Genomic DNA, 24,737 nt, shown 5'->3' with positions numbered 1-24,737 from the left:
AGAGGAAGAATAATGACGGAAAGTACTGTGCAATCGAATCAGCTAAATCAACAAGACGACACCACGCACTTCGGCTTTGAAACAGTCGCGAAACAAGAAAAAGTGACGCGCGTTGCGGAAGTGTTCCACTCGGTAGCGGCGAAATACGACATCATGAACGACCTAATGTCGGGCGGTGTCCACCGTTTATGGAAACGCTTCACTATTGATTGCAGTGGTGCAAGGCCGGGTCAGCGCATTCTTGACCTAGGTGGCGGTACGGGTGATTTGACGGCAAAGTTCTCTCGTATTGTTGGCGATAAAGGCCATGTGGTACTTGCCGACATTAACAACTCAATGCTCAATGTCGGTCGCGATAAACTGCGTGATACTGGTATCGTTGGCAACGTGCACTACGTGCAAGCGAACGCCGAAGAGTTGCCATTCCCAGACAATTACTTCGACTGTATTACTATCAGTTTTTGCCTACGCAACGTAACCGACAAAGACAAAGCTCTGCGTTCGATGTTCCGCGTATTGAAGCCGGGCGGTCGTCTATTGGTGTTGGAGTTCTCTAAACCTATCGTTGAGCCACTGTCAAAAGTGTATGACGCGTACTCATTCCACTTGCTGCCAAAAATGGGCGAGTTGGTGGCGAATGATGCGGAAAGCTATCGCTATCTTGCGGAATCGATCCGCATGCACCCAGACCAAGATACTCTGGAAGGCATGATGCAAGAGGCAGGCTTTGAACACACCAAATACTACAACCTAACCGGTGGCATTGTAGCCCTGCACCGTGGATACAAATTCTAAGGATTGAGTCATGCCATTTGACCCATTAGTGACCGCGGTGGTGGAAACCACACTGAATACGCTGATCAACGATGACGATGCGCTGGTCAGTCGTGTCACTCGCCTTAAAGGCCAGGTGATTCAAGTTCACCTGCGTGAATTCAACAAATCACTGACCTTTGTGTTCAGTCATCAACTTGATGTGCTGGCTAATTATGAAGGTGAGTCAGATTGTTATCTGTCACTGAGCCTTTCTGTGCTGCCTGAGCTTAAAGATCAGGCCAACATCACCAAGCTTATTAAACAAGATAAACTGGAGCTGGAAGGCGATATTCAGTTAGCGCAAAAATTCTCAGCATTGCTGACCGACTGTAAACCGGATATCGAAGAGTGGTTGTCACGCGTAACCGGTGATGTGGTTGCGCATACTGCAGTACAAGGGGCTAAAAACCTGTTTGGTTTTATCGCTTCACAGGCGTCAAAGCATCAAGACCATTTCGGCCAGGTGCTCACCGAAGAGTGGAAAATTGCCCCGCCACCGTTGGCGATTGCAGCCTTCTGCGATGATGTCGACGACGTGCGCAGCCAAGTTGAGCGACTCAATGCTCGCCTTGATGCGCTGCTAGCAGCCGCTGGCAGTGACAATACCGACTCGGAGCGTGTATGACTCCGAGTGAAATAAAGCGCCTTTATCACATCATCAAGGTACAACTTGAGTATGGCCTTGATGAACTGATGCCAACGCATCAATTAACCAAAGCCCCTCTGCTGGTCAGACGTTCGCTGTTTTGGATGAAGAACAAGCATCCAGAAAAGCCGTTAGGTGAGCGCCTGCGTTTGGCGCTGCAAGAACTCGGTCCGGTGTGGATCAAATTTGGACAGATGATGTCGACGCGTCGCGATCTGTTCCCACCACACATCGCCGACCAACTGGCTCTGCTGCAAGACCAAGTCTCTCCGTTTGATGGTGAGCTGGCTAAGTCGCAAATGGAGTTGGCACTCGGTGGTCCGATTGAAAACTGGTTTGACGATTTTGATATCAAGCCACTGGCGTCTGCGTCTATTGCTCAGGTACATACCGCTAAGCTGAAATCGACCGGCCAAGAGGTGGTACTTAAGGTCATCCGCCCGGATATTCGTCCGGTGATCGATGCCGACTTAAAACTCATGTATCGCATGGCGCGCATTGTATCGAAGGCACTGCCTGATGCTCGTAGATTGAAGCCAGTCGAGGTCGTTCGTGAGTATGAAAAGACCTTGCTTGACGAACTCGATCTGCGCCGAGAGGCGGCCAACGCGATTCAGCTGCGCCGCAATTTCGAAGGCAGCGAAGAGCTGTATGTGCCAGAGGTGCTTCCGGACTTTAGCAGTGAAAGCTTGATGGTCTCTGAGCGCATCTATGGTATTCAGGTTTCCGATATCCCAACGCTAGAAGCCAATGGCACCAACATGAAGCTACTGGCAGAGCGTGGTGTGAGCGTGTTCTTTACCCAGGTATTTCGCGATAGCTTTTTCCATGCCGACATGCATCCGGGCAACGTATTTGTTAGCTATGAGCACCCAGAGAATCCGCTTTGGATTGGTCTCGATTGCGGCATTGTCGGCACACTAAATAGTGAGGACAAGCGCTACCTAGCGGAGAACTTCTTAGCCTTCTTCAATCGTGACTATCGTAAAGTGGCCGAGCTTCATGTGGATTCTGGCTGGGTGCCACGCGATACCAATGTCGATGAATTCGAGTTTGCGATTCGCATGGTGTGTGAGCCGATTTTTGCTAAGCCACTGTGTGAAATTTCCTTTGGTCATGTGCTACTGAATCTTTTCAATACCGCGCGCCGCTTCAATATGGAAGTGCAGCCACAGCTGGTATTACTGCAGAAGACTTTGCTCTATGTTGAAGGGCTCGGCAGACAGCTTTATCCACAGCTAGACTTATGGGAGACGGCGAAGCCGTTTCTTGAAAACTGGATGATGAATCAAGTTGGGCCGCAGGCAGTTATTAACGGTATCAAAGATCGCGCGCCGTTTTGGGCAGAAAAATTGCCGGAACTTCCAGAGTTGCTGTACGATAGCCTGAAACAAGGTAAAGCGATGAATCAACGCATAGATACCTTGTACCAAGGATACCGTGAAACAAAACGGCAACATGGAACCGGTAAATTTTTGTTTGGCGTTGGCGCAACTTTAATCGTATGCTCCGCCATACTACTCGAAGGACCTTACGATCAGCTGTCAGTCGTATCTGGCGTTGCTGGTATCACATTTTGGTTGTTCAGTTGGCGTACTTACAGGCGTTAAGCGATAAACTCGTATTAAATCATTTGTTTGTTAACCAAGACCCGAGGTAGAAAGAATGGGCGGTATTAGTATTTGGCAACTTCTTATCATTGCAGTGATTGTGATTCTGCTATTTGGAACCAAGAAACTGCGTGGTATTGGCGGCGACCTAGGTGGTGCTGTAAAAGGCTTTAAGAAAGCCATGAGCGAAGATGAGCCAGCGGCAAAAAAATCTGACGACAAAGATGCAGATTTTGAACCAAAGAACATTGAGCAACAAAAAACAGACGCTTCTACTGAAACAAAGAAAGACAAAGAGCAGGCATAATTCGTGTTTGATATCGGTTTTTGGGAACTGGTACTCATCTCTGTAGTTGGTTTGGTGGTTCTGGGACCAGAGCGCCTACCAACGGCTATCCGAAGTGTTTCTCGTTTTATCAGCTCAGCAAAAGCGATGGCGAACAACGTCAAAGACGAGCTGTCGCATGAGCTTAAAGTTCAAGAGCTTCAAGAGAACCTGCGAAAAGCTGAGAAAATGGGCATGGAAGACCTCTCACCGGAACTGAAAAGTTCGGTAGAAGAATTGAAGCAGGCGGCAAAAGAAGTCACCCGTCCTTATGCAAGTGACAAGGCGACAACTGCAGAATCTGATTCCCGTCCACAAGAGACGGTACAGCCGGAGCCTGCCAAGCCTGCCGAGAATGAGTCTCCAGAAAAAGATCTAAACAAGGGCTGAACATCAGCCCTTGTCTGTATATATGTCTCCCGTGTATAGGACGTTAGCTCGCCTGTGATCACGGTATTTTATTCGAGGTTTTCATGTCTTCCGTCGAACAGACACAGCCTTTGATTAGCCATCTGTTAGAGCTTCGTAACCGACTATTGCGTGCGATTGTCGCAGTGTTGGTGGTGTTCTTAGCCTTGGTCTATTTCTCTGGCAATATTTACGATTTCGTTTCTAAACCTTTGGTAGAAAGATTGCCAGAGGGGGCGACTATGATCGCTACCGATGTCGCATCGCCATTCTTTACTCCGCTTAAACTCACCTTAATTTCATCGGTGTTTGTGGCTGTACCTTATATTCTTTATCAGGTATGGGCATTTGTCGCACCGGGTTTGTACAAGCACGAGAAAAAGTTGGTCATGCCATTGATGTTCTCAAGCTCGCTACTGTTTTATTGCGGTGTTGCGTTTGCGTACTTTGTGGTGTTTCCGCTGGTGTTTGGCTTTTTCACCGCGATTTCACTTGGCGGGGTAGAGTTCGCCACTGATATCTCCAGTTATCTGGATTTTGTTCTGGCACTTTTTTTAGCGTTCGGTATTGCGTTTGAAGTACCTGTAGCCATTATCCTGCTGTGTTGGACAGGGGCGACGGATGTTGAAAGCTTGAAGCAGAAGCGCCCTTATATAGTGGTTGCGGCGTTTATTGTGGGTATGCTTCTTACTCCGCCGGATATGATTTCACAAACTCTGCTCGCGATCCCAATGTGCCTGTTGTTTGAAGTGGGGCTGTTCTTTGCACGCTTCTATACGCGTAAGCCAGATGACAGTGATGAGGTTGAGCAAGAGTAAAACGTGTGGTCGCTTGATGACATCACTTTAGATATGAAAATAGCGGCTTAGGCCGCTATTTTTGTTTCTGTGTTATTTGTGGTAGCGCTCTTTGTCTCTTGTATCATTTGACAGTGAGAGCCGGACCCGTGTTAGCGGATCTTAAGAACGTAGCCACATTCCGAACATACATACACTTCTTTTACGCCCATTAGCTTTTGCCAAAATGTGCGGTGCTGACGCTGTAATAGATTTCCATGTTGGCACATATCCTACCTCCGAGCTAAAAACGCGTGACCTCTGCCACATTGTCTTTGTCTATAGTGGCATATAAAAGTGATGCATATTCTACGTTAACTTGAGGTTATATTGTGTACACTAAACTCGATCTCTGTCACGGAATGAGCAATAAAAAATGAAAAACTACAGTGAAAACAGTGATTTTGCATTGCTTGTTGTTATTTGTGCCACTTTTTTACTACTTATTTCGGTGAGATCTGCTATGCGATTAAGTACAAGGTCAGTATAAGCAGGCTCATTGCGTTTTCCACGATGGGGGACAGGTGCTAGATAAGGGCAGTCCGTCTCTAGGATCACTTTGCTCAAATCCAGCTCCGGAATCACTTTATCCATACCTGAATTTTTAAAGGTGGAGACACCGCCAAGGCCGAGATGAAAGCCAAGATCGTTAATGGCTTTCGCTTCTTCAATTGTGCCGCCGAAACAGTGAAACACGCCGCGTAAATCACCATTTTGCTCGGATTTAAGCAGAGCTAATGTCTCTTCAATCGAATCTCGAGTGTGGATTACCACTGGTAAGTTCATCTCTTTGGCCCACTTCAGCTGAATGATGAAGGCGTACTCTTGTTCTTTGCGATAGGTTTTATCCCAGTACAAGTCGATACCAATTTCACCTACAGCAATAAAGTTATGCTTGTCGAACCAAGAATGAATGGTGTTGAGCGTTTGATCGACATTAGCGTCCACATAGCATGGATGCAGACCCATCATTGAGCGGCATACTTGTGGATAAGCCGCTTCGGTAGCCAGCATAGGCTCAATGGAGTCGAGATCGATGTTCGGCAGTAAAATGTGCTCAATACCTGTATCAAGTGCGCGCTGTACCACTTCATCGCGGTCTTGGTCGAATTCAGAGGCGTAAATATGGGCGTGTGTATCTATCATGGCTAACTAAATTTGGTGAGTAATATGTTCAGTATATCGTTTGTGGTTTAGCATTTTCCAATTTTACTACTAGCATGAACATGCGAGAGTGATATGCTTGATTTTCGCATTTTTCCAGACAAGGAGAGAAAGGTGTCTGTATCGATTCAAGGTCAATTTCCAGCACGCCGTATGCGCCGTATGCGCAAACATGACTTTAGCCGACGTTTAATGGCAGAGAATAAGGTGTCGGTGGATGACTTGATCTACCCAATGTTCATTCTAATGGGCAAAAATCGCCGCGAAACAGTGGAGTCCATGCCTGGGGTTGAGCGTCTTTCTATTGATTTGATGCTAGAAGAAGCCGAATATCTAGCAAAACTGGGCGTACCTGCCATTGCGCTGTTCCCAGTAGTTAACCAAGATGCAAAAAGTCTCTGTGCGGCGGAAGCCTATAATCCAGAAGGCTTGGTGCAGCGCGCTGTGCGCTCACTAAAGGAAAATGTGCCACAAATGGGCGTAATCACAGACGTAGCGTTAGATCCGTTTACGACTCATGGTCAAGACGGCATTATCGATGAAGATGGTTACGTACAGAATGATGAAACTACTGATGTGCTCATCAAACAAGCCTTGTCCCATGCAGAAGCTGGCGCAGATGTCGTTGCGCCGTCGGATATGATGGATGGTCGTATTGGTCGTATTCGTGAAGCGCTAGAAGAAGCGGGTCATGTACATACACAGATCATGGCTTACTCGGCGAAATATGCATCAAACTACTATGGTCCATTCCGAGATGCTGTCGGTTCGGCCTCCAACCTTAAGGGCGGTGATAAGAAAAATTACCAGATGGATCCTGCCAACAGTGATGAAGCCTTGCATGAAGTTGCGATGGACATCAATGAAGGTGCGGATATGGTGATGGTCAAGCCAGGTATGCCATACCTAGACGTGGTGCGTCGTGTGAAAAGCGAGCTTCAGGTACCGACGTTTGCTTATCAAGTCTCTGGTGAGTATGCAATGCACAAAGCCGCGATTCAAAATGGTTGGCTAAAAGAGCGTGAAACGGTACTTGAATCACTGCTGTGCTTTAAGCGCGCCGGTGCGGATGGCATTCTGACTTACTTTGCCAAAGATGTGGCGGAGTGGTTGGCACAAGATAGCCAGCAAGATTAATAAACACCGCGACATTAGAAGCCGGCATTACGCCGGTTTTTTTGTGCTCAGAAATTAAATGATAAATATTCTCAATTAGTGGTTGACGCATTAAATGAGAATAATTACTATTAACTCGTCCTAAGGGAAAAGGTTAAACAACTAGCGACATGGCTCAGTTCACTTAATCGGTTCTTTTTTGACACGACATTGCTCACATTGCTTCCAGTGTATTTATAGCTTTTGGTTGGTTAGCCGTACTCGTTAAACGAGATAACCTCCTTAAATTATTGCTAGGCGACACCTTTGGTGTCGCTTTTTTTCTATCTACTCTTTGCAGATTAATTGCACACTCTGACTAGAATATAATCCTATCGCTGACATTAAACGCAAAATTAGGTTTTCCACATGGCATGATCCGAGAAGGATCATAGGAAGGGTGGGGGATCTGATATTTAATGCTTTAATTACAGTGGCTTATATTTGTTTTTTGATGACCTTGAATAACTTTATCATTTGTTAAAACAACTCTATAAACAGATTTATCCACAGGCTGAGGGGGGGCGAGAGCGCAGTTTAATTTGGTAACTGTGTATATAGACAGTGAAAGAGCGTAGCATCGCGCTGCGAGTCATGGCATCCTTATAGATCACTACCAAAAATTTTGGACGACTAAACATGGCGCAAATACCAGACAACCCATTGATCCTTATCGATGGTTCTTCTTATCTCTATCGAGCATTTCATGCTTATCCAGAAACGATGAGCAATGGCGAAATCCCAACCAATGCGGTTTACGGTGTTGTTAACATGCTAAGAAGCATGATGCGTCAGTTTGCCTCTGATCGTATCGCGGTGGTGTTTGATGCCAAAGGCAAAACATTCCGTGATGATATGTACCCTGAGTACAAGGCAAACCGTCCGCCTATGCCGGATGATCTTCGTTGCCAAATTGAACCTTTGCATAACGTGATTCGTGCTATGGGTCTACCGCTTATCTGTGTACCTGGCGTGGAAGCGGATGATGTCATTGGTACTTTGGCGCATCAAGCTTCACAAGCGAGTATGCCAGTATTGATCAGCACGGGCGATAAAGATATGGCTCAACTGGTTGATGACAACGTTACCCTTATCAACACCATGACCAATGTGGTGATGGACAGAGCAGGCGTAGTGGATAAGTTTGGTATTCCACCTGAGCTTATTATCGACTATCTGGCACTGATGGGCGATAAAGTGGATAACATCCCAGGTGTACCAGGCGTAGGTGACAAAACAGCAACAGCACTATTGCAAGGTATCGGCGGCATTAAAGACCTATACGATAGACTCGATGATATCGCCCCTCTTGGCTTTCGTGGTTCAAAAACCATGGCGAAGAAGCTTACCGAGAATAAAGAAAATGCACTGCTTTCTTACGATCTTGCGACCATCAAACTGGATGTGGAACTCGATTGTACGCCTGAGTCTCTACTAAAAGAGACACCAAACGTCGATGAACTCACAAAGCTATTTGGTCAATTGACTTTTAAATCTTGGCTCAATGAGCTTCTTGAAGGCGGTACGGGCGAAGTGCAAGCCGTAGAGAGTGCAGCAAAACGCATCTCAAGCGATGATGGTGCGCCTGCGATGGACACATCAGCTGTGAACATTGACCGTAGCCAGTACGAAACCATCCTCAGCGAAGAGCAGTTTGTTGAGTGGTTAGAGAAGCTAAAAGCGGCTTCAGTGATTGCTTTCGATACAGAGACGGACAGCTTGGATTATATGGTAGCGAATCTTATCGGTCTGTCGTTTGCGACCGAAGAAGGCGTTGCCGCTTACCTGCCTGTTGCTCATGACTACATGGGTGCACCAGAGCAGCTTGACCGTGATTGGGTTCTTGAGCAATTAAAGCCCCTTCTTGAAGACGACAACCTAGTGAAAGTAGGTCAAAACCTTAAGTACGATGCCAGTGTGATTGCACGCTATGGTATTGAACTTAAAGGCATCAAATACGACACTATGCTCGCCTCTTACGTCTACAACAGTGTTGGCGGTAAGCACGATATGGACAGCTTGGCACTGCGCTTTTTGCAACATAGCTGCATCTCATTCGAACAAATTGCGGGTAAAGGGAAGTCACAACTGACTTTCAACCAAATCGAGATGGATCAGGCTGCGCCATACGCGGCAGAAGATGCAGATGTGACTTTGCGCCTTCATCAGCGAATCAATGCAGAACTTGAGAAAAACGAAGCCCTGAACCGTGTCTATCAAGAAATCGAAGTACCGTTGGTGCCTGTGTTATCTCGTATCGAGCGCACCGGTGTGCTGATTGATGACATGTTGTTGGGTGCTCAATCTCAAGAGATCGCTGCGCGTCTTGATGAGCTAGAGCAGAAAGCTTATGAGATTGCTGGAGAAGAGTTCAACTTGAGCTCACCGAAACAGCTACAAGCGATCTTCTTTGAGAAAATGGGCTTGCCAGTACTCAAGAAAACACCATCAGGCGCACCTTCTACCAATGAAGAGGTGCTGCAAGAGTTGGCGTTGGATTACCCACTGCCGAAGTTGATTTTGGAGTATCGCGGCCTAGCTAAACTCAAATCTACCTACACAGACAAGCTGCCGAAGATGATCAACCCAGAAACGGGTCGAGTACACACGTCTTATCATCAGGCTGTCACTGCAACTGGTCGTTTGTCATCGACCGATCCAAACTTACAGAACATTCCTATCCGTAACGATGAAGGCCGACGCATTCGTCAGGCGTTTGTTGCTCCGCATGGCTGGAAGATCCTTGCGGTGGATTACTCTCAGATTGAACTTCGTATCATGGCGCACCTATCAGGAGATAAGGCGCTACTGGATGCATTCAGACAAGGTAAAGATATCCACGCTGCGACAGCGGCGGAGATCATTGGTGTCGATATTGAACAAGTCACCAGTGAACAGCGTCGCCGTGCCAAAGCGGTTAACTTCGGTCTTATCTATGGCATGAGTGCGTTCGGTCTGTCTAAGCAGCTCGGCATTCCTCGTGGTGAAGCGCAGCAATATATGGATACCTATTTTGAGCGCTACCCAGGCGTGATGCAATATATGGAAGACACGCGTGCGTTAGCGACTGAGAAAGGCTATGTCGAAACGATCTTTGGTCGCAGACTGCACCTACCTGAGATTAAGTCTCGTAATGGTATGCGTCGCAAAGCAGCGGAGCGTGCAGCAATCAACGCGCCAATGCAAGGTACCGCTGCTGACATCATTAAGAAAGCGATGTTGTTGGTGGATGAATGGATCCAAGCCGAAGGTGATGGCAAGGTGAAACTACTGATGCAAGTGCACGATGAACTGGTTTTTGAAGTGGAATCGTCATCTTTAGGCGAAATTGAAAGTAAAGTACAAAATCTGATGGAATCTGCAGCAGAATTAGCTGTACCACTTGTTGCCGATACAGGTCACGGAGATAACTGGGATCAGGCTCATTAGTCATAATTTGAGCTAAATTATTAAATTAACATGAGCCAGCGCACAGTCGCTGGCTTTTTTTTGATGTTAAAAAAGTTCATGTATCTAAGCGACTTATGTCTATTAACAAAAATCTTATGAAAAAAAACTACAAAAATAGTTTCATTTCCTGATCACTTGTTGTACATTAGAACGCGTAGGGTACAGAGGTAAGATGTTCTATCTTTCAGACCTTTTGTTTCACGTTATTGGATTAGGCTGATTCAGCCGCCCCAGTCAGTATTTGACTGGGGCGTTTTTTCTTGTGGCAAAGAAAATTTTTTAATGTTCCCATTCTCACTTTTCTCTCCTTGTCATTACGACATTCGATTACCAAATTCTGTAATTAAACGACCTTCACACTTTGTATAATTCTCAACTAGAATCAAGCGTAGAAAAGCAGCGAGTGACTAAGGTTTTACTGTCTGAAATATAAGGCTTTATTGGGGTGTGAGTATTGTGGGAAGTGGGATGGTAAGAGAAGACTAGCTCACACTTTGTATGCCTGGTGATTGCATTGTTTGAAAGCTTCATAGATGCTTGGAACAAACAATAATACTAAATCTTCTCTCTCCCATTGCCCTGCCAGGAAGGCGGGGCGTTTTGTTTCTGTAGAACGATGCTTTACTACCGAAAGAGTGTTTTTACCACCAAAGACAGTTAAGCCTCTTGCTCACCATCTTCTAATTCGTCAGATTGTTCAAGGTGTGCAAATGCTGGCGCAAACCAGGTGTCGAGTTTATTTCGTAATTGATCAACACCAATGCCTTTTAGTGACGAAAACGGGTCGACTTGCACATCACCGCCAAATGCCAGTGCTGCTTCACGTATCTTCAACACTTGTGCTTTGCGAGCACCACTTTTCAGCTTGTCTGCTTTTGTCAGAAGAACCTGAACTGGAATACCAGACTCAACAGCCCATTCAATTAACTGCTGGTCAAGGTCTTTCATTGGGTGACGAATATCCATCAGCACGACTAGACCTTTCAGGCAACGACGTTTCTGCAAATATTCGCCTAGCGATTTTTGCCATTTCTTTTTCATCTCAAGAGGAACTTGAGCAAAACCGTATCCAGGCAAATCAACGATGTGACAACCTTCATCAACCTTAAAAAGGTTAATCAATTGGGTACGGCCTGGTGTTTTACTGGTTTTTGCCAGTGCTCTTTGGTTAGTTAGGCGATTCAGTGAACTGGATTTACCTGCATTGGAGCGTCCTGCAAACGCAATTTCGATCCCTTCATCTTCTGGCAAGTGACGAATATCGGGTGCACTTGTAATGAAATGCGTGTTTTGATAATGAATTTTTACGCTCACTGTTAACTCCATCTCGACTTTGTGTAGTCGATTGATTACTTTTTTGTGAAATTGTGTAAAATAACCGTGCTCGGCATATGGCCACACATTGTACCATGATCGGTATTAATTGCCCGCGTTACCTTATTTTGTCCCTTTGACACCAATCTGTAGGGTTTTGCGAGGCGTACAGTGGTACTGGAAGCTTGATAATTATAATGGAATGTCATGAAAAAATTAGCGCTAATCTTGAGTCTTGTAGTCAGCTGCTCAGTATGGGCCCAAGGCGATATTGAAGCTGGTAAAGCAAAATCCCAAACGTGTGTAGCGTGTCATGGAGCGGACGGTAACAGTCTGCTAACGATGTACCCAAGCATCGCAGGACAGCACGCAAAATATATTGAAAAACAACTGAAAGACCTAAAGCTTGGTATGACAAGTGGTGGTAAGCAAGGTCGTTATGATCCTGTGATGAGTGGTATGGCAATGCCACTGTCTGAGGAAGATATGGCGGATCTTGCAGCTTACTATGCATCTATGCCAATCGCAGCCAATAGTACCCCTGAAAATGTGGTTGAAGTGGGTAAAGTTCTTTACACCGCTGGTGATGCTGAGCGTGGAATTACCGCGTGTATCGCCTGTCACGGCCCTCGTGGTAACGGTACTGAGCTATCAGGATTTCCAAAAATTTCTGGTCAGCATGCTGAGTATGTGAAATCACAACTAGAGAAATTCCGCAGCGGCGATCGTGCCAACGACATGAACGCTATGATGCGTGATATCGCCAAAAAGCTGAACGACGAAGATATCGACGTTCTTTCTAAGTACGTGGGCGGTCTTCACTAATTCGAACCACGTCATAAAAACTAGCAGCCTAACTAGTTTGTTTAATGTCTAAACTGGTTTCTTTAACGCCAAACCGAGCTTGCAATGCCTCTTCTGATGAAGGGGCATTGTTGTTTTTGGTGCTTGTTTAAAATTGCTATAGGTGTTGCTGTCGTACATTGGGGTGATTCAGATCTCACTTCGCTCTTGATGTCGTTGAGCGTGATTGGCGAGTTATCCAGATGCTTTGTAAGATATTTGCCATACTTGTTAGCGAAAAACTGCTGACGCCCATGAGTAAGCTGCTGATTTACATATCTTTAATTGTTTGCGTGTTGTGGCGGGACAGAAAAAGCGTGGTGCTAGGTTGTCTTCCATTCTGAGTCAGGTAAATTGTGCCTTGTCGACAGGATGCTGACACAAGGATTTCAGACCAAGAAGGTCTTCAAGGATGTTTGGCGAGGAGCGCCAAAAAATAATAATAAGGATATCGCTCAGACTTGGAGTGTGAGCAGATAGGGATGGTCGACTATTCTCAGGATGAGAAAACAAATGGACAGGGTTTAGGAAGAACTCGAGCAAAAGGTTTTGCTAGGGATCGTGAAAACGCATCAGGACGATGACAAACAAGAATTAGCAGTGGAAGCACAAATAACAAATGGATATTTGTGAGGCATTCAAAGAGTGTCAACAATTTCACCCCTATGGTGATGAAAAGCGACAGGTCCGCCTGTCGCTTTTTTTACGTCCAAAATACGCTATGTAAATAATAATTAATTTCATTTGTGTTGAAATAATTGTTGAGACCGATTATCATCTGTGGCTCTATGCATGGAGGCACTATGGACAGTAGCAACAATCGTCAAACCGTTCCCCTAGATGTACCCAGCAAACTGCTCAGGCCGTTGTGGTTTCGCAGTCGTGAAAGTTTGCTGGATGATGGCATCATCTATGACCCTATCGCCGCCCATGCATGTCGCCGTTGTGAACTTGCTCCTGATTGCCTCACGGGTAACGTTGACCAACGTCAGTTACTGCATGCCACCCTAACTCAGCTTTGCGATTTGCAAGTTAAGCGATTTCTTGAAACTAATCCTGATGGTTGGGTCATTAACGTCGGTGCGCGCCTTGATACCCGTTTCTACCGTTTAGATAATGGCCGTTGTCATTGGTTGGAAGTGGATACCAATGAGCATTTGGTTTGGCGCCAAAGGCTGTTTCACAAAAGCGAGCGCTACTCACTCATCTGTGGCTCGATTGATGATATGAGCTGGTTGTCGACACTATTGATTCCTGCGGACAAACCGATTCTGGTTGTATGTGAACATGTTCTATTGGAACAAGCGGAGTCACGAATAGCGCACTTTGTACAAGCCATCGGTTGTCACTTTCAACACGCTAAAGCCTGCTTGGTTCTCGCGGGCGACCTCACTGCGAGTCATCTCGGACAAAGGATGGGCTGTGAACACTATCAACATGGCATGCGAAAGCCGCTTGATAAGCTACTCCACTGGCTACCATGGACATACCAAGTCTCGATAGATTCACCCATCGACAAGCATTGTCAGCGCTGGTCTCGTTGGCAGCGAGTAGTAGCAAAGCTGCCTATCTACCGACACCGTCTCACGCCAAATATCGTCAATATTGAATGGTAGTAGCGGTACCTATCGACAAATAACGTTACTATAGCGCTTCAAGTTTCCTCTCCACGAACACACATAAGTGGAGCCTCGACGCGCTGGAGTCTTCGTGTTTCAACAATCAATGACCATCCTGTCAGATCTGCCTTTGCAACGCCGAGTATTGTTTTTGGCCATCCCTATGGTGCTTTCTAATATTACCGTGCCGCTACTAGGTTTAGTTGATGCAGCTGTGATCGGGCATTTGGAACACTCGTGGTATTTAGGCGGCGTTGCGCTTGGCAGTACCATGATAAGTGTCACCTTTTGGTTGCTGGGCTTCTTGAGAATGTCGACTACAGGTCTCGCCGCACAAAGCTTTGGCGCCAATGATACGCGGCAGCTTGCGCTGGTATTTTTACAGGGGAGCCTAATGGCATTGGGGTTTGCTGCGTTGTTCTTACTCGTGCATACCTCTCTCGCCGATTTGATTTTTTCGTTTAGCTCAGCCAGTGAAGAAGTGAAGCATTATGGCTATCAGTACTTTGCGATCAGAGCTTGGAGTGCCCCAGCAGCATTGATGAATTTTGTGCTTCTTGGCTGGTTGCTTGGAACGCAAAATGCGAAAGCGCCGATGTGGATGGTGATCATTACTAATCTAGTTAATATCGGCCTAGATGTTCTATTTGTGATTGGGTTGGGGTGGAAAGTTGAAGGTGCAGCCTTAGCCTCGGTGATTGCCGATTACTCTGGTTGTGCATTTGGCCTATGGTGTGCCGCACGCACCTGGCGTCAGAGAACTCTACCTAATGTGCGGCAACTGGCTGCGGACGTGAGTCAGGATATTGGACGTTTTGTGAAGCTTAATCGTGACATCTTTCTTCGCTCATTGTGCCTACAAGCCACCTTTAGTTTTATGACGTTTCAAGGCGCAGCATTTGGGGATGATATCGTCGCGGCGAATGCGGTTTTGATGAGCTTCTTAATGCTCATTTCTTATGGCATGGATGGTTTCGCCTATGCCATGGAAGCCATGGTAGGCAAAGCGATTGGTGCCAAGAGTCGCAGTCAACTTATTGATTCGCTCGTGGTAACCTTTTTCTGGAGTGCGGTCATTTGCGTGTTGCTGACTCTAGTATTTGCGGGGTGGGGCAGTGATTTGATTGCGATGATTACCTCCATTGAAGCAGTGCAAACCCAAGCCGAGGTGTTCTTACCTTGGTTGATAGCCATGCCACTGGTATCTATGTGGTGCTTTTTGTTTGATGGTATTTTTGTCGGAGCGACCAGAGGCAAAGATATGCGCAATAGTATGTTTGTTGCCGCGTGTAGTTTCTTTGCTTTGTTCTTTGCCGCCAGTGGATTGGGAAATCATGCTCTTTGGTTTGCGATGCTCAGCTTTATGGGCATTCGAGGTTTGGGGTTGGCCGTGATATTTATCTACCAGTGGCGTCGCGGTCAGTTTTTGCTGGCTTAGCGTTTCATCTGCGTAGAAGGAAAAACAAAGGCGACATGATGTCGCCTTTGTTGTATCGGTCTAATGTGCGATGCATTGTAATTAGGTTAGAATAGACGGTTCAAACCATTGAGCGCAGCAACACGGTAAGCTTCTGCCATTGTCGGGTAGTTAAAGGTGGTGTTAACGAAGTACTCGATGGTATTCGCTTCGCCCTTTTGCTCCATGATGGCTTGGCCGATGTGAATGATTTCTGCCGCACGCTCACCGAAACAGTGGATGCCCAAAATTTCTTTGGTCTCGCGATGGAACAGTATTTTCAAGCTTCCCACATCTTTACCGGCGATCTGTGCTCGGGCAAGGTGTTTAAATGACGAACGTCCTACTTCGTAAGGGATCTTGGCTTCAGTCAGTTCTTGCTCGGTTTTACCCACAGAGCTGATTTCCGGGATAGTGTAGATACCAGTCGGAATATCTTCAATCAGCTTACCTTCGGCTTCACCTCGAGTAATGGCTTGAGCCACAAATCGGCCTTGGTCGTATGCCGCGCTTGCTAGGCTAGGGTAACCAATTACATCACCGACGGCATAGACATGGTCGATGTCCGTTTGGTAGTTGGTGTCGACTTTAAGTTGGCCGCGAGAATCCGCAACTAGCCCAACGGCATCCAGATTGAGGGCGTCGGTGTTACCTGTACGGCCGTTGGCATACAGTAGGCAATCCGCGCGCATTTTTTTACCTGAGTTGAGATGGATGATCACCCCATCTTCAGTGCCTTCTATCTTGGCGTAGGTTTCATCGTTGCGGATCATCATGCCGCTATTCCAGAAGTGATAGGACAGAGAGTCTGACATCTCATTGTCTAGGAACGCCAGTAGGCGCTCGCGGGTGTTAATGAGGTCGGTTTTTACATCCAAACCACGGAAGATAGACGCATACTCACAACCAATGACACCGGCACCATAAATAATGATGTGTCTAGGGTCGTGCTCAAGAGAAAGAATCGAATCGCTGTCGTAAATACGTGGGTGATTGAAGTCGACATCAGCAGGGCGATATGGTCGTGAACCCGTTGCAATCACAAACTTGTCGGCTGTATACCTATCGATAGTACCATCGGACTTAGTGACCTCTAGGCTGTGAGTATCGACAAAGCGTGCCGTTCCGTATAGCAATGTACACTCATTTCGGTCATAGAAGCCTTGGCGCAGTCGGGTTTGCTTATCGATAACGGTTTTTGCGTGTCCCAAAATATTGGAAAACGTTGAGTGCAGGCTGGTGTTGTTACCACAAAACAGTGGGTTACTGTTGAACTCAATGATACGGCTGACCGCATGACGCAGTGCTTTTGAAGGAATGGTACCCCAGTGGGTACAACCGCCACCGACGCTGCTCTCTTTTTCGATGATCGCGACGTTGAGGCCAGCTTTGGTTAGCCCCATCGCAGCCCCTTCACCACCGGGGCCACTGCCGATTACGATAGCATCAAAATGTTTAGCGCGACTCATATAGTATCCTCGTAGTTCCTCACACTCCCTGCCAAACGTTTAACTTTAATAGCAACAGTAGACTAGGAGTGATGAGTGCAATTCATAGACTGGCAATGGCGAGATTTTAACGGATTATTAACGTTGGTATATATGACTGCGTGAATAGAGTGTGAAAGATCACGCAGTTTTATCGAGAGTTAGCATCGGATAAACGTTTGATGTATGCGAAATAATGAAACTTGTTCAAGTATAATGCTGAGCAAGTGAAGTGAGATGCGTACAGGTTTTTTAGCAAAATCGCCAGCCATACACTTATACAAAGTGACTATTCGCGCTATATTACCTCCACTCCCTCAATTACCGTCATCGATGGTAACCAACAAGAGCACCTAGGTTAAACATGAAATCAATGGGTATTCGTGCACAACAAAAAGAAAAAACGCGTCGTTCATTGATCGATGCTGCTTTTAGCCAACTTAGTGCCGATCGCAGCTTTTCGAACTTGAGCCTGCGCGAAGTCGCGCGCGAAGCCGGTATTGCTCCAACTTCTTTCTATCGTCATTTTAAAGATATGGATGAACTGGGGCTGACCATGGTAGATGAAGGAGGCTTACTGCTAAGGCAGTTAATGCGACAAGCGCGCCAACGTATTGTCAAAGAAGGTAGTGTGATCCGTACTTCAGTCGAAACGTTTATGGAGTTCATTGAAAGCAGTCCCAACGTGTTCCGCCTATTATTAAGGGAACGTTCTGGTACCTCTTTTGATTTTCGAGCCGCAGTGGCTCGTGAGATCCAACACTTTTCGGCTGAGCTAACTGAATATCTGGTTAGCACAGGTATGGACCGTGACGAAGCATTTGCCCAAGCGGAAGCTTCTGTCATTCTCGTGTTCAGTTCAGGTGCTGAGGCGTTAGACCTTAGCAAGAAAGAAAGATATGAACTGGCCGAGAGGCTGATTGTCCAATTAAGGATAGTGGCCAAGGGTGCACACTGGTATCGCAAAGAACGTGAAAGAAACCGTCAAAAAGAAGGGTCCAACTAATGTCCAATGAAGTGTCCTCCGAAAACCGCGAAAGCGGCAAAAAAACGCTCGTACTTGCTCTGATTGCAGGTATGTGTGGTAATGCAATGTTGTCTTGGCTCACCATCAGCGAAGTGACATTCTCTATTTTTCCTCTGATTGCGCTTGTGCTGTCAGTTCAGGCTCTGTACCAAGAGTATCTAAGAAACCCAATCCCAGAAGACGTCCCTATGGTTGGCTTAGCGGCATTCTTTGTGGGTGCATTTGGTCACTCTGCGTTTACCAAAGCGCAGTACCCTGAAGCGGGCTCTAACTTCATCGCCATCATGGTGGTCTTGGTGCTGCTATTCTGGATTGGCAAAAAGATGGGTTATATCCTTAAGGAAGCCTAATTCTAAAGCCTCTATTCGTAGAGCGAGAGTATAAAAAAACGAGCCTGCTGGCTCGTTTTTTTGTTTTTACTTATTAGGCTTTGCGCTCAAGCAGTACACCTGCTTCGATGTGATGAGTGAACGGGAACTGATCGAATAAAGCAAATCGCGTAATGTGGTGCGTTTCACCCAGTACGTCTAAGTTGTCTTTCAAGGTCTCAGGGTTACACGAGATATACAGAATGCGCTCGTAGCCTTGAACCATTTTGCAGGTATCGATATCCATACCGGCACGTGGTGGATCAACGAAAATCGTGTTGCAGTTGTAGCTCTTGAGGTCAACATTCTGCTGCTGCAAGCGTCGGAATTCACGTTTACCTTCCATCGCCTCAGTAAACTCTTCTGCTGACATGCGAATGATTTGTACATTATCAATCTTGTTCGCTGCAATGTTGTATTGCGCCGATTCTACTGAAGGCTTTGCCAACTCTGTCGCAAGGACTCGCTCGAAGTTTTGCGCTAATGCCAATGAGAAGTTGCCGTTACCACAGTAAAGCTCTAGCAAATCGCCTTTGCTGTCTTGGGTACAATCAACCGCCCATTCCAACATCTTTTGTGCCACAGGACCATTTGGTTGCGTGAAGCTGTTTTCCACTTGTTGATAGTGGTATGGCTGACCATTCACATGCAGGGTTTCCACCACATAGTCTTGATCCATGACGATTTTCATCTTACGTGCACGACCAATCAGGTTCAGCTTGAAACCTTCATCATTCAGCTGCTGTTTCAGGGCTTGTGCTTGCTCTTTCCAAGCATCATCCAGTTGGCGGTGATAGAGCAGAGAAACCAAGATCTCACCGCTCAAGGTTGAAAGAAAGTCAACTTGGAACAGCTTCTTTCGTAATACCTCGTTGCCTTTCATCGCATCCATTAGTAGTGGCATTAGGTCATTGATAAGACGGCTTGCTGCTGGGAATTGATCAACACGGTACTTTTCACGCGTTTCTTGGTTGAACATGATGTAGTACATGTCGTCGCCTTCATGCCAAACGCGGAATTCAGCACGCATACGATAGTGCTTTTCTGGGGAAGTAAATACTTCGAGTTCAGGAGCAGAATACGGCGCCATCATATCGATCAAACGTTGAGATTTTTCTTCAAGCTGGATTTGATAGCCTTCTGGTGTGAAGTCGAGATTTGCCATGGTGGTTGCCTATCGTCGGTAATGAGTTGTATTAAGGAGGGCAGATTTTATTCAATCTCCCGTCGTTGTCCAGTTTTTCCCAGAATTGTCTCGCAATATCTCTGTGCTCTTATAGCTTAGTTCAATCCGTTATGGACAAATAATCAATCAGTTAATACCATGCCCCCTAGCTGGTGTGAGAATCAAATGGATATCTCACTGAAACGGGAATCTGGTGAAAATCCAGAACTGACGCGCAGCGGTAAGAGAGAACAACCCCTCATAAAGACACTGTTTGACATAAACGGGAAGTCGAGGCAGTAGGTGAAACCAATATGGTTTCGTGCTCTTAAGTCCGAATACCTGCCAGCAGCCAACTCGATGCGAAAAAAGGATTGCTCGAGTAGGTAGGACTTACGCGATTTAGGACAACACAACAAATGAACAAATCATGTTTGGCGATAGCAGTGGCTGCATCGCTCTCTTCTTATGCTTCTTTTTCACTGGCTCAAGAAAGCTCTGCGGAAACGCAAACCAAAGAAACAATGGTGGTCACCGCTAATCGTTTCGAACAACCGGAAGACAAAGTCATCGCTCCAATGAGCGTTGTGACTCGTCAAGAAATTGAAGTATCTCAGGCAAAGAGCTTGTCGGACGTACTGCGTCGGCTTCCTGGTGTCGAAGTGGTGCAAAATGGTGGACGAGGTCAATCAACGTCTATCTTCCTGCGTGGTACCAACAGTAATCAAACCTTAGTGTTGGTTGATGGTGTTCGATACAGCAGCGATACCACTGGATTATCCATCAACCATTTTCCAATTGGTCTAGTTGAACAGGTGGAAGTGATTCGTGGGCCGAGCGCAGCAATTTATGGCTCGGACGCAATTGGCGGTGTAATCAATATCATTACTCGTACTAGTAATGGCCAAGAGCGTAAACAAATCAATGTAGGTGCATCGAGTCATGATGGTCGAGAGGCCAACTTTACTGCGAAGACAAAGCTTAATGAAAATGGCCATATTCAAGTAGCAGGTGGCTATGAGACAACGGATGGTTATGACTTTAAAGCCGTGCAAGATGGCACTAACTACGGCTATGAAAATCGCAACTTGCACCTTGGTTATAAGCATGACTTCAACAGTAATTGGAGTGCACTGCTAGATTATCGTTGGTTCGATAGCCTGACAGAATACAATTATGAAGGTGCGAAGAAGAATGGGGCGGTTGATAATCAGAACCTAGCGGGTCGTATTGACTATCAAAGCCAAGCGTATAAATCATTCGTGACGTTAAGCTATGCCCAAGTTGAGAAAAAGGACTTCCTGCAATCTGTTGGCGAGAGCAATGCTGATACAGTTGTTGATACTAATGCTTTAAATGCGCAATGGTCGAATCTATATCAGATTAACTCACAGTATTCGGTCGGTGGTGGTCTGGATTACCGTAAAGAGGAACTTGCTGATGATGCCAAGAGCTGGGGGAGTGCGCATAAACTAGCGGGAGAAAGCCGCGAGAATATTGGCGCCTATGTATCTGGTAGAGCGGATTATGACAAGTTTTCTGCTGAAGCGAACGTAAGGCACGATAGACATGATAAATATGACAACTACACAACGTGGTCATTGGGTGGTCAATATCGCTTTATTCCAAATTACCGTGCTTATGCGATGGCTGGCACGGCGTTTAAAGCGCCAAGTTATAACAGTCTGACCACTAATCCAGATCTTCAACCTGAAGACTCGCGCAACCTTGAAGTTGGACTTGCTGGTTTGAGTGGCTTTTTAGATTGGAAATTATCTGCTTATCATAATAAGGTCGACAATCTTAACATCTGGTATTCAGTACCAGGAGACTCATGGGGCAAAACCTATAACGTTGATGCAGATATCAAGGGTGTGGAGCTAGAAGGGCGATTTAGCACGGGGCCAGTTCATCATACCGTGATTGCTGAGTATAAAGACCATAAAGATGATAACGGTACTCAGCTAGCTCGACGAGCCAAAGAGAACTACAAGTGGATTGGTGAAGCAAACATAGGTGACTTCGATCTGTCGCTTACCTATCTCTACACAGGTAAGCGCCTCGACTTACCGACAGCTAATCCAACTGCAGACGACTATCTGCCTACTACGAGTTTGTGGGATGCCGCAGTCTCTTACTGGGTAGCTGACAATGTTGCCTTGAGAGCAAGGGTAGATAACCTGCTCGATGAAGAGTACGAAACGGCTAAAGGCTATCGCTCGCCGGGTCGTACTTTCTTCGCGTTGGCAACAGTAAACTTCTAATAGCTAGTTAACGCCTCTATATCGAAGCCACTCTAGGGAGTGGCTTTGTTTATTTTCATATTCAGGGTTTTCGCATGAAAAACATCATTATCAGTTGGTCATCAGGTAAAGATTCCACATTAACCTTTGAGCGTCTTATGGAGTCGTCTGAATACAATGTTGTCGGTCTCTATACCACCCACGTAAACGGTGAGGTGCCTTTTCAAGTCACGCCTCTCGAAGTTGTGCAAATGCAAGCTGACAGATTAGGAATGCCGTTAGTGTCTATTGAACTGCCAGAGGTGTTTCCGCCGAATGACATTTACCAGTCGCTAGTCATAGACGGCGTGAAGTCATCAGGACTTAATGTGGACGGTATCGCCTTCGGGGACATGTTCTGCAATGGCATCGTCGAGTATCGAAAAAGCTACGTAGAACCCGCTGGGCTGGAAGCGGTTTTTCCTCTTGTTGGTGAAAATAGCCCAGTGCTTGCTCAAGAGATAATAGAAAGAGGGATTGATACCGTATTGGTGACAATAGACAGGCAAGTATTACCGGAGTCTTTATGCGGTGAGCGTTATACCGAGCATCTCATCGCGGAGCTACCAAACAATGTTGACCCATGTGGAGAAGACGGCGAGTTTCACACCTTCGTGTGTAATTCAAAGTACTTCAGTCACCCTATAGAGCTAGACCCTGTATCAATTGAAACCGCTGAACGATTTAGCCATCTAAGATACACAGTGAAGTAGGTGTCGAAGAGCAGATAGGTTTACCGTTCAACGAGTAGTGAGTATTATGTCCGCGGGTAGATAACGGCAAGTGTCGGTGTAACACACGATGAATGGACATAATATTTTAATCTTTGACTCTGGAGTAGGTGGTCTCTCTGTATATGAAGAGATAGCGAACTTGCTGCCGTGTGCAAACTACTTCTATTTATTCGACAACGAAGCCTACCCTTATGGCGAACTTGCGCCGGACACACTTGTTGATCGTACCTGCCGTCTCATCCAACAGATGATGCAGCGCCAGCGCATTGATATCGTCGTTATTGCTTGCAATACCGCGAGCACCATCGTGCTACCTCATTTAAGAGAAGTGTTGTCTATTCCGGTTGTCGGTGTCGTACCAGCAATCAAACCCGCTTCTCTACTTTCAAAACAAGCCGTCGGTTTAATTGCTACACCTGCCACTATAACTCGTCAGTATACCCATGATCTGATCCGAGACTTTGCTGATGATAAAGATGTAAAGCTGCTTGGTAGTAGTCAGCTGGTGGATATGGCCGAGCAAAAGCTGAGAGGCCAGCCCATGGACATGGTGCAATTGCGTCAGATTCTAGAGCCACTCATAGACGTGATTGATGTAGCGGTATTAGGGTGTACTCATTTTCCGTTGATTCGAGAAGAGATATCGCAAGTACTTGGGAAAGGGGTCGAATTGATTGACTCAGGCTCAGCGATTGCCCGTAGAGTCGTGAGTTTATTAACGGAGCGTGGCGATAAAGAGGATTTAGGGTCTAAAGAGGTGTTTAGCAGTGCTTCCCCTAAACAAGAAGAAGCACTTAATAAAGCCTTAGACGATCTCGGCTTTAGTCCTGTTCAATTGATGCAGATTCAGGATGCTTAGGGTCATTAGCAATGCGAACCTTTAAGGTTCTTTGCATATAGTCCTTTTCGTTGAGCGCTTCGATTGCCCCCTTGGCATCGGAGCTCGCCATGACGACGAAACCAAATCCACGACGCTTACCTGTGCGTTTATCCTTCATTAGTCTTACCGCAAATACTTCCCCATATTCAGCGAACAGATCCTTAACGTGAGATTCGTTAGCTTTATAAGGTAGGTTACCTACGTACAGTGTTTTTGTTGATTGAGAGCTGTCTTTCGAAATGGTTGGAGCAGCAGAAGAAAATTTAACAACGAAAAATGTAGCTACTACACCAAGCACAAAAGCAACAGCCGGTGAGATGTCGGCGAACTGAGAAAAAACAATACCGCCCAAAATAGCGATCGCTATTACTAGAAAAAGAGATTTATTGGAGTCCATATTAAAGTACTACTTTTCTTATTGACGAATAATGGCATCTATCGTTAACAAATAGATAAAGGAATATTACGTAGTTGAGCGTAATTTTTCCAATTATTTGGTGTGATGTATTTCAAATGTTGAATTTTTATCAAGAAATGTGGTCTTTGATGGCTTTTTGAACGAACGGAAATTAATTTGGAAAAAACACTTGTCATCGATGGAGTGATCTCTATAATGCCGCCTCACCGACACGGAGTGAGACGAAAGTCACAAAGCGGCGTCGGTTGAGAGAGAAAAAAAGTTTGAAAAAACGCTTGACTCTCAAAACGGGAAGCGTAAGATACGCACCCCTAACAACGAGACGCGAAGCGGTTCGAAAGTTAGAAAATGTTCTTTAAAAATATAGACCTATCAATCTGTGTGGGCACTCGTTGATGATAATCAAATTAGATATTTCTCTTAATAAAGAGCGGTATCAAATTAGGTTTTCAATGAACTGAGTGACCAATCAAGTCGAAAGACTTGGCACAGTCAATTCATTGTCGTTCTCCTTTCTTTGTAAAGGAATAACGATAATAGCTTTAGATTACTAAGGTAGTTTAAAGTCAGTATTCATTGAGCCGACAAAATCTTAAATTGAAGAGTTTGATCATGGCTCAGATTGAACGCTGGCGGCAGGCCTAACACATGCAAGTCGAGCGGAAACGAGTTAACTGAACCTTCGGGGAACGTTAACGGCGTCGAGCGGCGGACGGGTGAGTAATGCCTGGGAA

22 protein-coding genes, 1 rRNA gene and 1 riboswitch are annotated in these 24,737 nt (G+C 46.0%); of the genes, 18 read left to right on the top strand and 5 right to left on the bottom strand.

Annotated elements, in window-relative coordinates; genetic code table 11:
• Window positions 1-12: 12 nt before the first annotated feature.
• The 6 genes from ubiE (at window position 13) to tatC (ending at window position 4,623) form a co-directional block, all read left to right on the top strand.
• Window positions 13-795 (top strand): bifunctional demethylmenaquinone methyltransferase/2-methoxy-6-polyprenyl-1,4-benzoquinol methylase UbiE, encoded by a 783-nt coding sequence (gene ubiE, locus ACJB0T_RS15810; RefSeq protein ID WP_353497385.1) that lies wholly within the window; start codon window positions 13-15, stop codon window positions 793-795.
• A 10-nt stretch (window positions 796-805) separates the two neighbouring features.
• Window positions 806-1,441 (top strand): ubiquinone biosynthesis accessory factor UbiJ, encoded by a 636-nt coding sequence (locus ACJB0T_RS15805; protein WP_479294618.1) that lies wholly within the window; start codon window positions 806-808, stop codon window positions 1,439-1,441.
• The gene (ubiB, locus tag ACJB0T_RS15800) at window positions 1,438-3,072 is read left to right on the top strand and encodes a ubiquinone biosynthesis regulatory protein kinase UbiB (RefSeq protein ID WP_479294620.1); all 1,635 of its coding nucleotides are present in this window, start codon (window positions 1,438-1,440) and stop codon (window positions 3,070-3,072) included. Before ACJB0T_RS15805 ends, ubiB begins: the two co-directional genes overlap by 4 nt.
• 55 nt (window positions 3,073-3,127) lie before the next feature.
• Window positions 3,128-3,379, top strand: a complete 252-nt coding sequence (gene tatA, locus ACJB0T_RS15795) for a Sec-independent protein translocase subunit TatA (RefSeq protein ID WP_479294622.1) — start codon at window positions 3,128-3,130, stop codon at window positions 3,377-3,379.
• A gap of 3 nt (window positions 3,380-3,382) precedes the next feature.
• Window positions 3,383-3,787, top strand: coding sequence for a Sec-independent protein translocase protein TatB (gene tatB, locus ACJB0T_RS15790; protein WP_479294624.1), 405 nt, complete (start codon window positions 3,383-3,385; stop codon window positions 3,785-3,787).
• Between the two features lie 83 nt (window positions 3,788-3,870).
• Window positions 3,871-4,623 (top strand): twin-arginine translocase subunit TatC, encoded by a 753-nt coding sequence (gene tatC / locus ACJB0T_RS15785; protein ID WP_479294626.1) that lies wholly within the window; start codon window positions 3,871-3,873, stop codon window positions 4,621-4,623.
• A gap of 402 nt (window positions 4,624-5,025) precedes the next feature.
• Here tatC and ACJB0T_RS15780 read toward each other — a convergent pair whose 3' ends face one another.
• Window positions 5,026-5,787, bottom strand: coding sequence for a TatD family hydrolase (locus ACJB0T_RS15780; RefSeq protein ID WP_479294628.1), 762 nt, complete (start codon window positions 5,785-5,787; stop codon window positions 5,026-5,028).
• 132 nt (window positions 5,788-5,919) lie between these two features.
• On the opposite strand from ACJB0T_RS15780, the gene hemB reads away from it, so the two are divergent.
• The 3 genes from hemB to spfP all read left to right on the top strand — a co-directional run bounded on the left by hemB (window position 5,920) and on the right by spfP (window position 10,630).
• The gene (hemB, locus tag ACJB0T_RS15775) at window positions 5,920-6,942 is read left to right on the top strand and encodes a porphobilinogen synthase (protein ID WP_353497379.1); all 1,023 of its coding nucleotides are present in this window, start codon (window positions 5,920-5,922) and stop codon (window positions 6,940-6,942) included.
• A 657-nt stretch (window positions 6,943-7,599) separates the two neighbouring features.
• The gene (polA, locus tag ACJB0T_RS15770; protein ID WP_479294631.1) at window positions 7,600-10,389 is read left to right on the top strand and encodes a DNA polymerase I; all 2,790 of its coding nucleotides are present in this window, start codon (window positions 7,600-7,602) and stop codon (window positions 10,387-10,389) included.
• A gap of 193 nt (window positions 10,390-10,582) precedes the next feature.
• Window positions 10,583-10,630: a small protein SpfP gene (gene spfP / locus ACJB0T_RS15765; RefSeq protein ID WP_438356636.1), complete on the top strand. Its 48-nt coding sequence runs from the start codon at window positions 10,583-10,585 to the stop codon at window positions 10,628-10,630.
• 437 nt (window positions 10,631-11,067) lie between these two features.
• Here the strand turns inward: spfP and yihA are convergent, their stop codons facing one another.
• Window positions 11,068-11,736, bottom strand: a complete 669-nt coding sequence (gene yihA, locus ACJB0T_RS15760) for a ribosome biogenesis GTP-binding protein YihA/YsxC (protein WP_479294633.1) — start codon at window positions 11,734-11,736, stop codon at window positions 11,068-11,070.
• Window positions 11,737-11,931: 195 nt separating this feature from the next.
• Between yihA and ACJB0T_RS15755 the strand changes: the two genes are divergently transcribed.
• The 3 genes from ACJB0T_RS15755 (at window position 11,932) to dinF (ending at window position 15,624) form a co-directional block, all read left to right on the top strand.
• Complete coding sequence (locus tag ACJB0T_RS15755; RefSeq protein ID WP_112461394.1) at window positions 11,932-12,549, top strand: c-type cytochrome; 618 nt, start codon at window positions 11,932-11,934, stop codon at window positions 12,547-12,549.
• A gap of 821 nt (window positions 12,550-13,370) precedes the next feature.
• Complete coding sequence (locus ACJB0T_RS15750; RefSeq protein ID WP_479294635.1) at window positions 13,371-14,183, top strand: class I SAM-dependent methyltransferase; 813 nt, start codon at window positions 13,371-13,373, stop codon at window positions 14,181-14,183.
• A gap of 109 nt (window positions 14,184-14,292) precedes the next feature.
• Entirely contained in the window at window positions 14,293-15,624 is a 1,332-nt protein-coding gene (dinF, locus tag ACJB0T_RS15745; RefSeq protein ID WP_479294712.1) for an MATE family efflux transporter DinF, read from the top strand.
• Between the two features lie 86 nt (window positions 15,625-15,710).
• Here the strand turns inward: dinF and sthA are convergent, their stop codons facing one another.
• Window positions 15,711-17,111, bottom strand: coding sequence for a Si-specific NAD(P)(+) transhydrogenase (sthA, locus tag ACJB0T_RS15740; RefSeq protein ID WP_479294637.1), 1,401 nt, complete (start codon window positions 17,109-17,111; stop codon window positions 15,711-15,713).
• Between the two features lie 382 nt (window positions 17,112-17,493).
• Between sthA and fabR the strand changes: the two genes are divergently transcribed.
• Window positions 17,494-18,135 (top strand): HTH-type transcriptional repressor FabR, encoded by a 642-nt coding sequence (gene fabR / locus ACJB0T_RS15735; protein ID WP_112461392.1) that lies wholly within the window; start codon window positions 17,494-17,496, stop codon window positions 18,133-18,135.
• Window positions 18,135-18,506: a YijD family membrane protein gene (locus ACJB0T_RS15730; protein WP_479294639.1), complete on the top strand. Its 372-nt coding sequence runs from the start codon at window positions 18,135-18,137 to the stop codon at window positions 18,504-18,506. Before fabR ends, ACJB0T_RS15730 begins: the two co-directional genes overlap by 1 nt.
• 73 nt (window positions 18,507-18,579) lie before the next feature.
• On the opposite strand, the gene trmA is transcribed toward ACJB0T_RS15730, so the two are convergent.
• Window positions 18,580-19,689, bottom strand: coding sequence for a tRNA (uridine(54)-C5)-methyltransferase TrmA (gene trmA / locus ACJB0T_RS15725; RefSeq protein WP_353497371.1), 1,110 nt, complete (start codon window positions 19,687-19,689; stop codon window positions 18,580-18,582).
• A 154-nt stretch (window positions 19,690-19,843) separates the two neighbouring features.
• Window positions 19,844-20,053: riboswitch (cobalamin riboswitch) on the top strand.
• A gap of 55 nt (window positions 20,054-20,108) precedes the next feature.
• Here trmA and ACJB0T_RS15720 point away from each other — a divergent pair.
• From ACJB0T_RS15720 to murI, 3 genes are all read left to right on the top strand, one after another.
• Window positions 20,109-21,953, top strand: a complete 1,845-nt coding sequence (locus tag ACJB0T_RS15720; RefSeq protein ID WP_479294640.1) for a TonB-dependent receptor domain-containing protein — start codon at window positions 20,109-20,111, stop codon at window positions 21,951-21,953.
• A 74-nt stretch (window positions 21,954-22,027) separates the two neighbouring features.
• A complete protein-coding gene (locus ACJB0T_RS15715; protein ID WP_479294641.1) occupies window positions 22,028-22,684 on the top strand; it encodes a Dph6-related ATP pyrophosphatase in 657 nt (218 codons plus the stop codon).
• Between the two features lie 88 nt (window positions 22,685-22,772).
• Window positions 22,773-23,564 carry a glutamate racemase gene (gene murI, locus ACJB0T_RS15710; protein WP_479294643.1) on the top strand — a complete coding sequence of 264 codons (792 nt, stop codon included), beginning with the start codon at window positions 22,773-22,775 and terminating at the stop codon, window positions 23,562-23,564.
• On the opposite strand, the gene ACJB0T_RS15705 is transcribed toward murI, so the two are convergent.
• Window positions 23,527-23,982, bottom strand: a complete 456-nt coding sequence (locus tag ACJB0T_RS15705; RefSeq protein WP_479294645.1) for an RNA-binding protein — start codon at window positions 23,980-23,982, stop codon at window positions 23,527-23,529. The genes murI and ACJB0T_RS15705 overlap by 38 nt on opposite strands.
• Before the next feature lie 615 nt (window positions 23,983-24,597).
• Here ACJB0T_RS15705 and ACJB0T_RS15700 point away from each other — a divergent pair.
• Window positions 24,598-24,737 (top strand): 16S ribosomal RNA (locus ACJB0T_RS15700); the annotation flags it as partial.

Source organism: Vibrio sp. CB1-5 (assembly GCF_059412285.1).
The sequence above is the reverse complement of the archived record's forward strand: the minus strand, read 5'-3'. Positions and strand labels throughout refer to the sequence as shown.

Bases quoted from the DNA above. Each gene is read 5' to 3' on its own strand.
- ACJB0T_RS15715 (WP_479294641.1), top strand. From the start codon at position 22,028: ATGAAAAACATCATTATCAGTTGGTCATCAGGTAAAGATTCCACATTA.
- ubiE (WP_353497385.1), top strand. From the start codon at position 13: ATGACGGAAAGTACTGTGCAATCGAATCAGCTAAATCAACAAGACGAC.
- ACJB0T_RS15750 (WP_479294635.1), top strand. From the start codon at position 13,371: ATGGACAGTAGCAACAATCGTCAAACCGTTCCCCTAGATGTACCCAGC.
- ACJB0T_RS15730 (WP_479294639.1), top strand. From the start codon at position 18,135: ATGTCCAATGAAGTGTCCTCCGAAAACCGCGAAAGCGGCAAAAAAACG.
- trmA (WP_353497371.1), bottom strand. From the start codon at position 19,689: ATGGCAAATCTCGACTTCACACCAGAAGGCTATCAAATCCAGCTTGAA.
- ACJB0T_RS15720 (WP_479294640.1), top strand. From the start codon at position 20,109: ATGAACAAATCATGTTTGGCGATAGCAGTGGCTGCATCGCTCTCTTCT.
- ACJB0T_RS15805 (WP_479294618.1), top strand. From the start codon at position 806: ATGCCATTTGACCCATTAGTGACCGCGGTGGTGGAAACCACACTGAAT.
- murI (WP_479294643.1), top strand. From the start codon at position 22,773: ATGAATGGACATAATATTTTAATCTTTGACTCTGGAGTAGGTGGTCTC.
- polA (WP_479294631.1), top strand. From the start codon at position 7,600: ATGGCGCAAATACCAGACAACCCATTGATCCTTATCGATGGTTCTTCT.
- sthA (WP_479294637.1), bottom strand. From the start codon at position 17,111: ATGAGTCGCGCTAAACATTTTGATGCTATCGTAATCGGCAGTGGCCCC.
- yihA (WP_479294633.1), bottom strand. From the start codon at position 11,736: ATGGAGTTAACAGTGAGCGTAAAAATTCATTATCAAAACACGCATTTC.
- ACJB0T_RS15780 (WP_479294628.1), bottom strand. From the start codon at position 5,787: ATGATAGATACACACGCCCATATTTACGCCTCTGAATTCGACCAAGAC.
- ACJB0T_RS15705 (WP_479294645.1), bottom strand. From the start codon at position 23,982: ATGGACTCCAATAAATCTCTTTTTCTAGTAATAGCGATCGCTATTTTG.
- ACJB0T_RS15755 (WP_112461394.1), top strand. From the start codon at position 11,932: ATGAAAAAATTAGCGCTAATCTTGAGTCTTGTAGTCAGCTGCTCAGTA.
- ubiB (WP_479294620.1), top strand. From the start codon at position 1,438: ATGACTCCGAGTGAAATAAAGCGCCTTTATCACATCATCAAGGTACAA.
- tatA (WP_479294622.1), top strand. From the start codon at position 3,128: ATGGGCGGTATTAGTATTTGGCAACTTCTTATCATTGCAGTGATTGTG.
- fabR (WP_112461392.1), top strand. From the start codon at position 17,494: ATGAAATCAATGGGTATTCGTGCACAACAAAAAGAAAAAACGCGTCGT.
- dinF (WP_479294712.1), top strand. From the start codon at position 14,293: ATGACCATCCTGTCAGATCTGCCTTTGCAACGCCGAGTATTGTTTTTG.
- tatC (WP_479294626.1), top strand. From the start codon at position 3,871: ATGTCTTCCGTCGAACAGACACAGCCTTTGATTAGCCATCTGTTAGAG.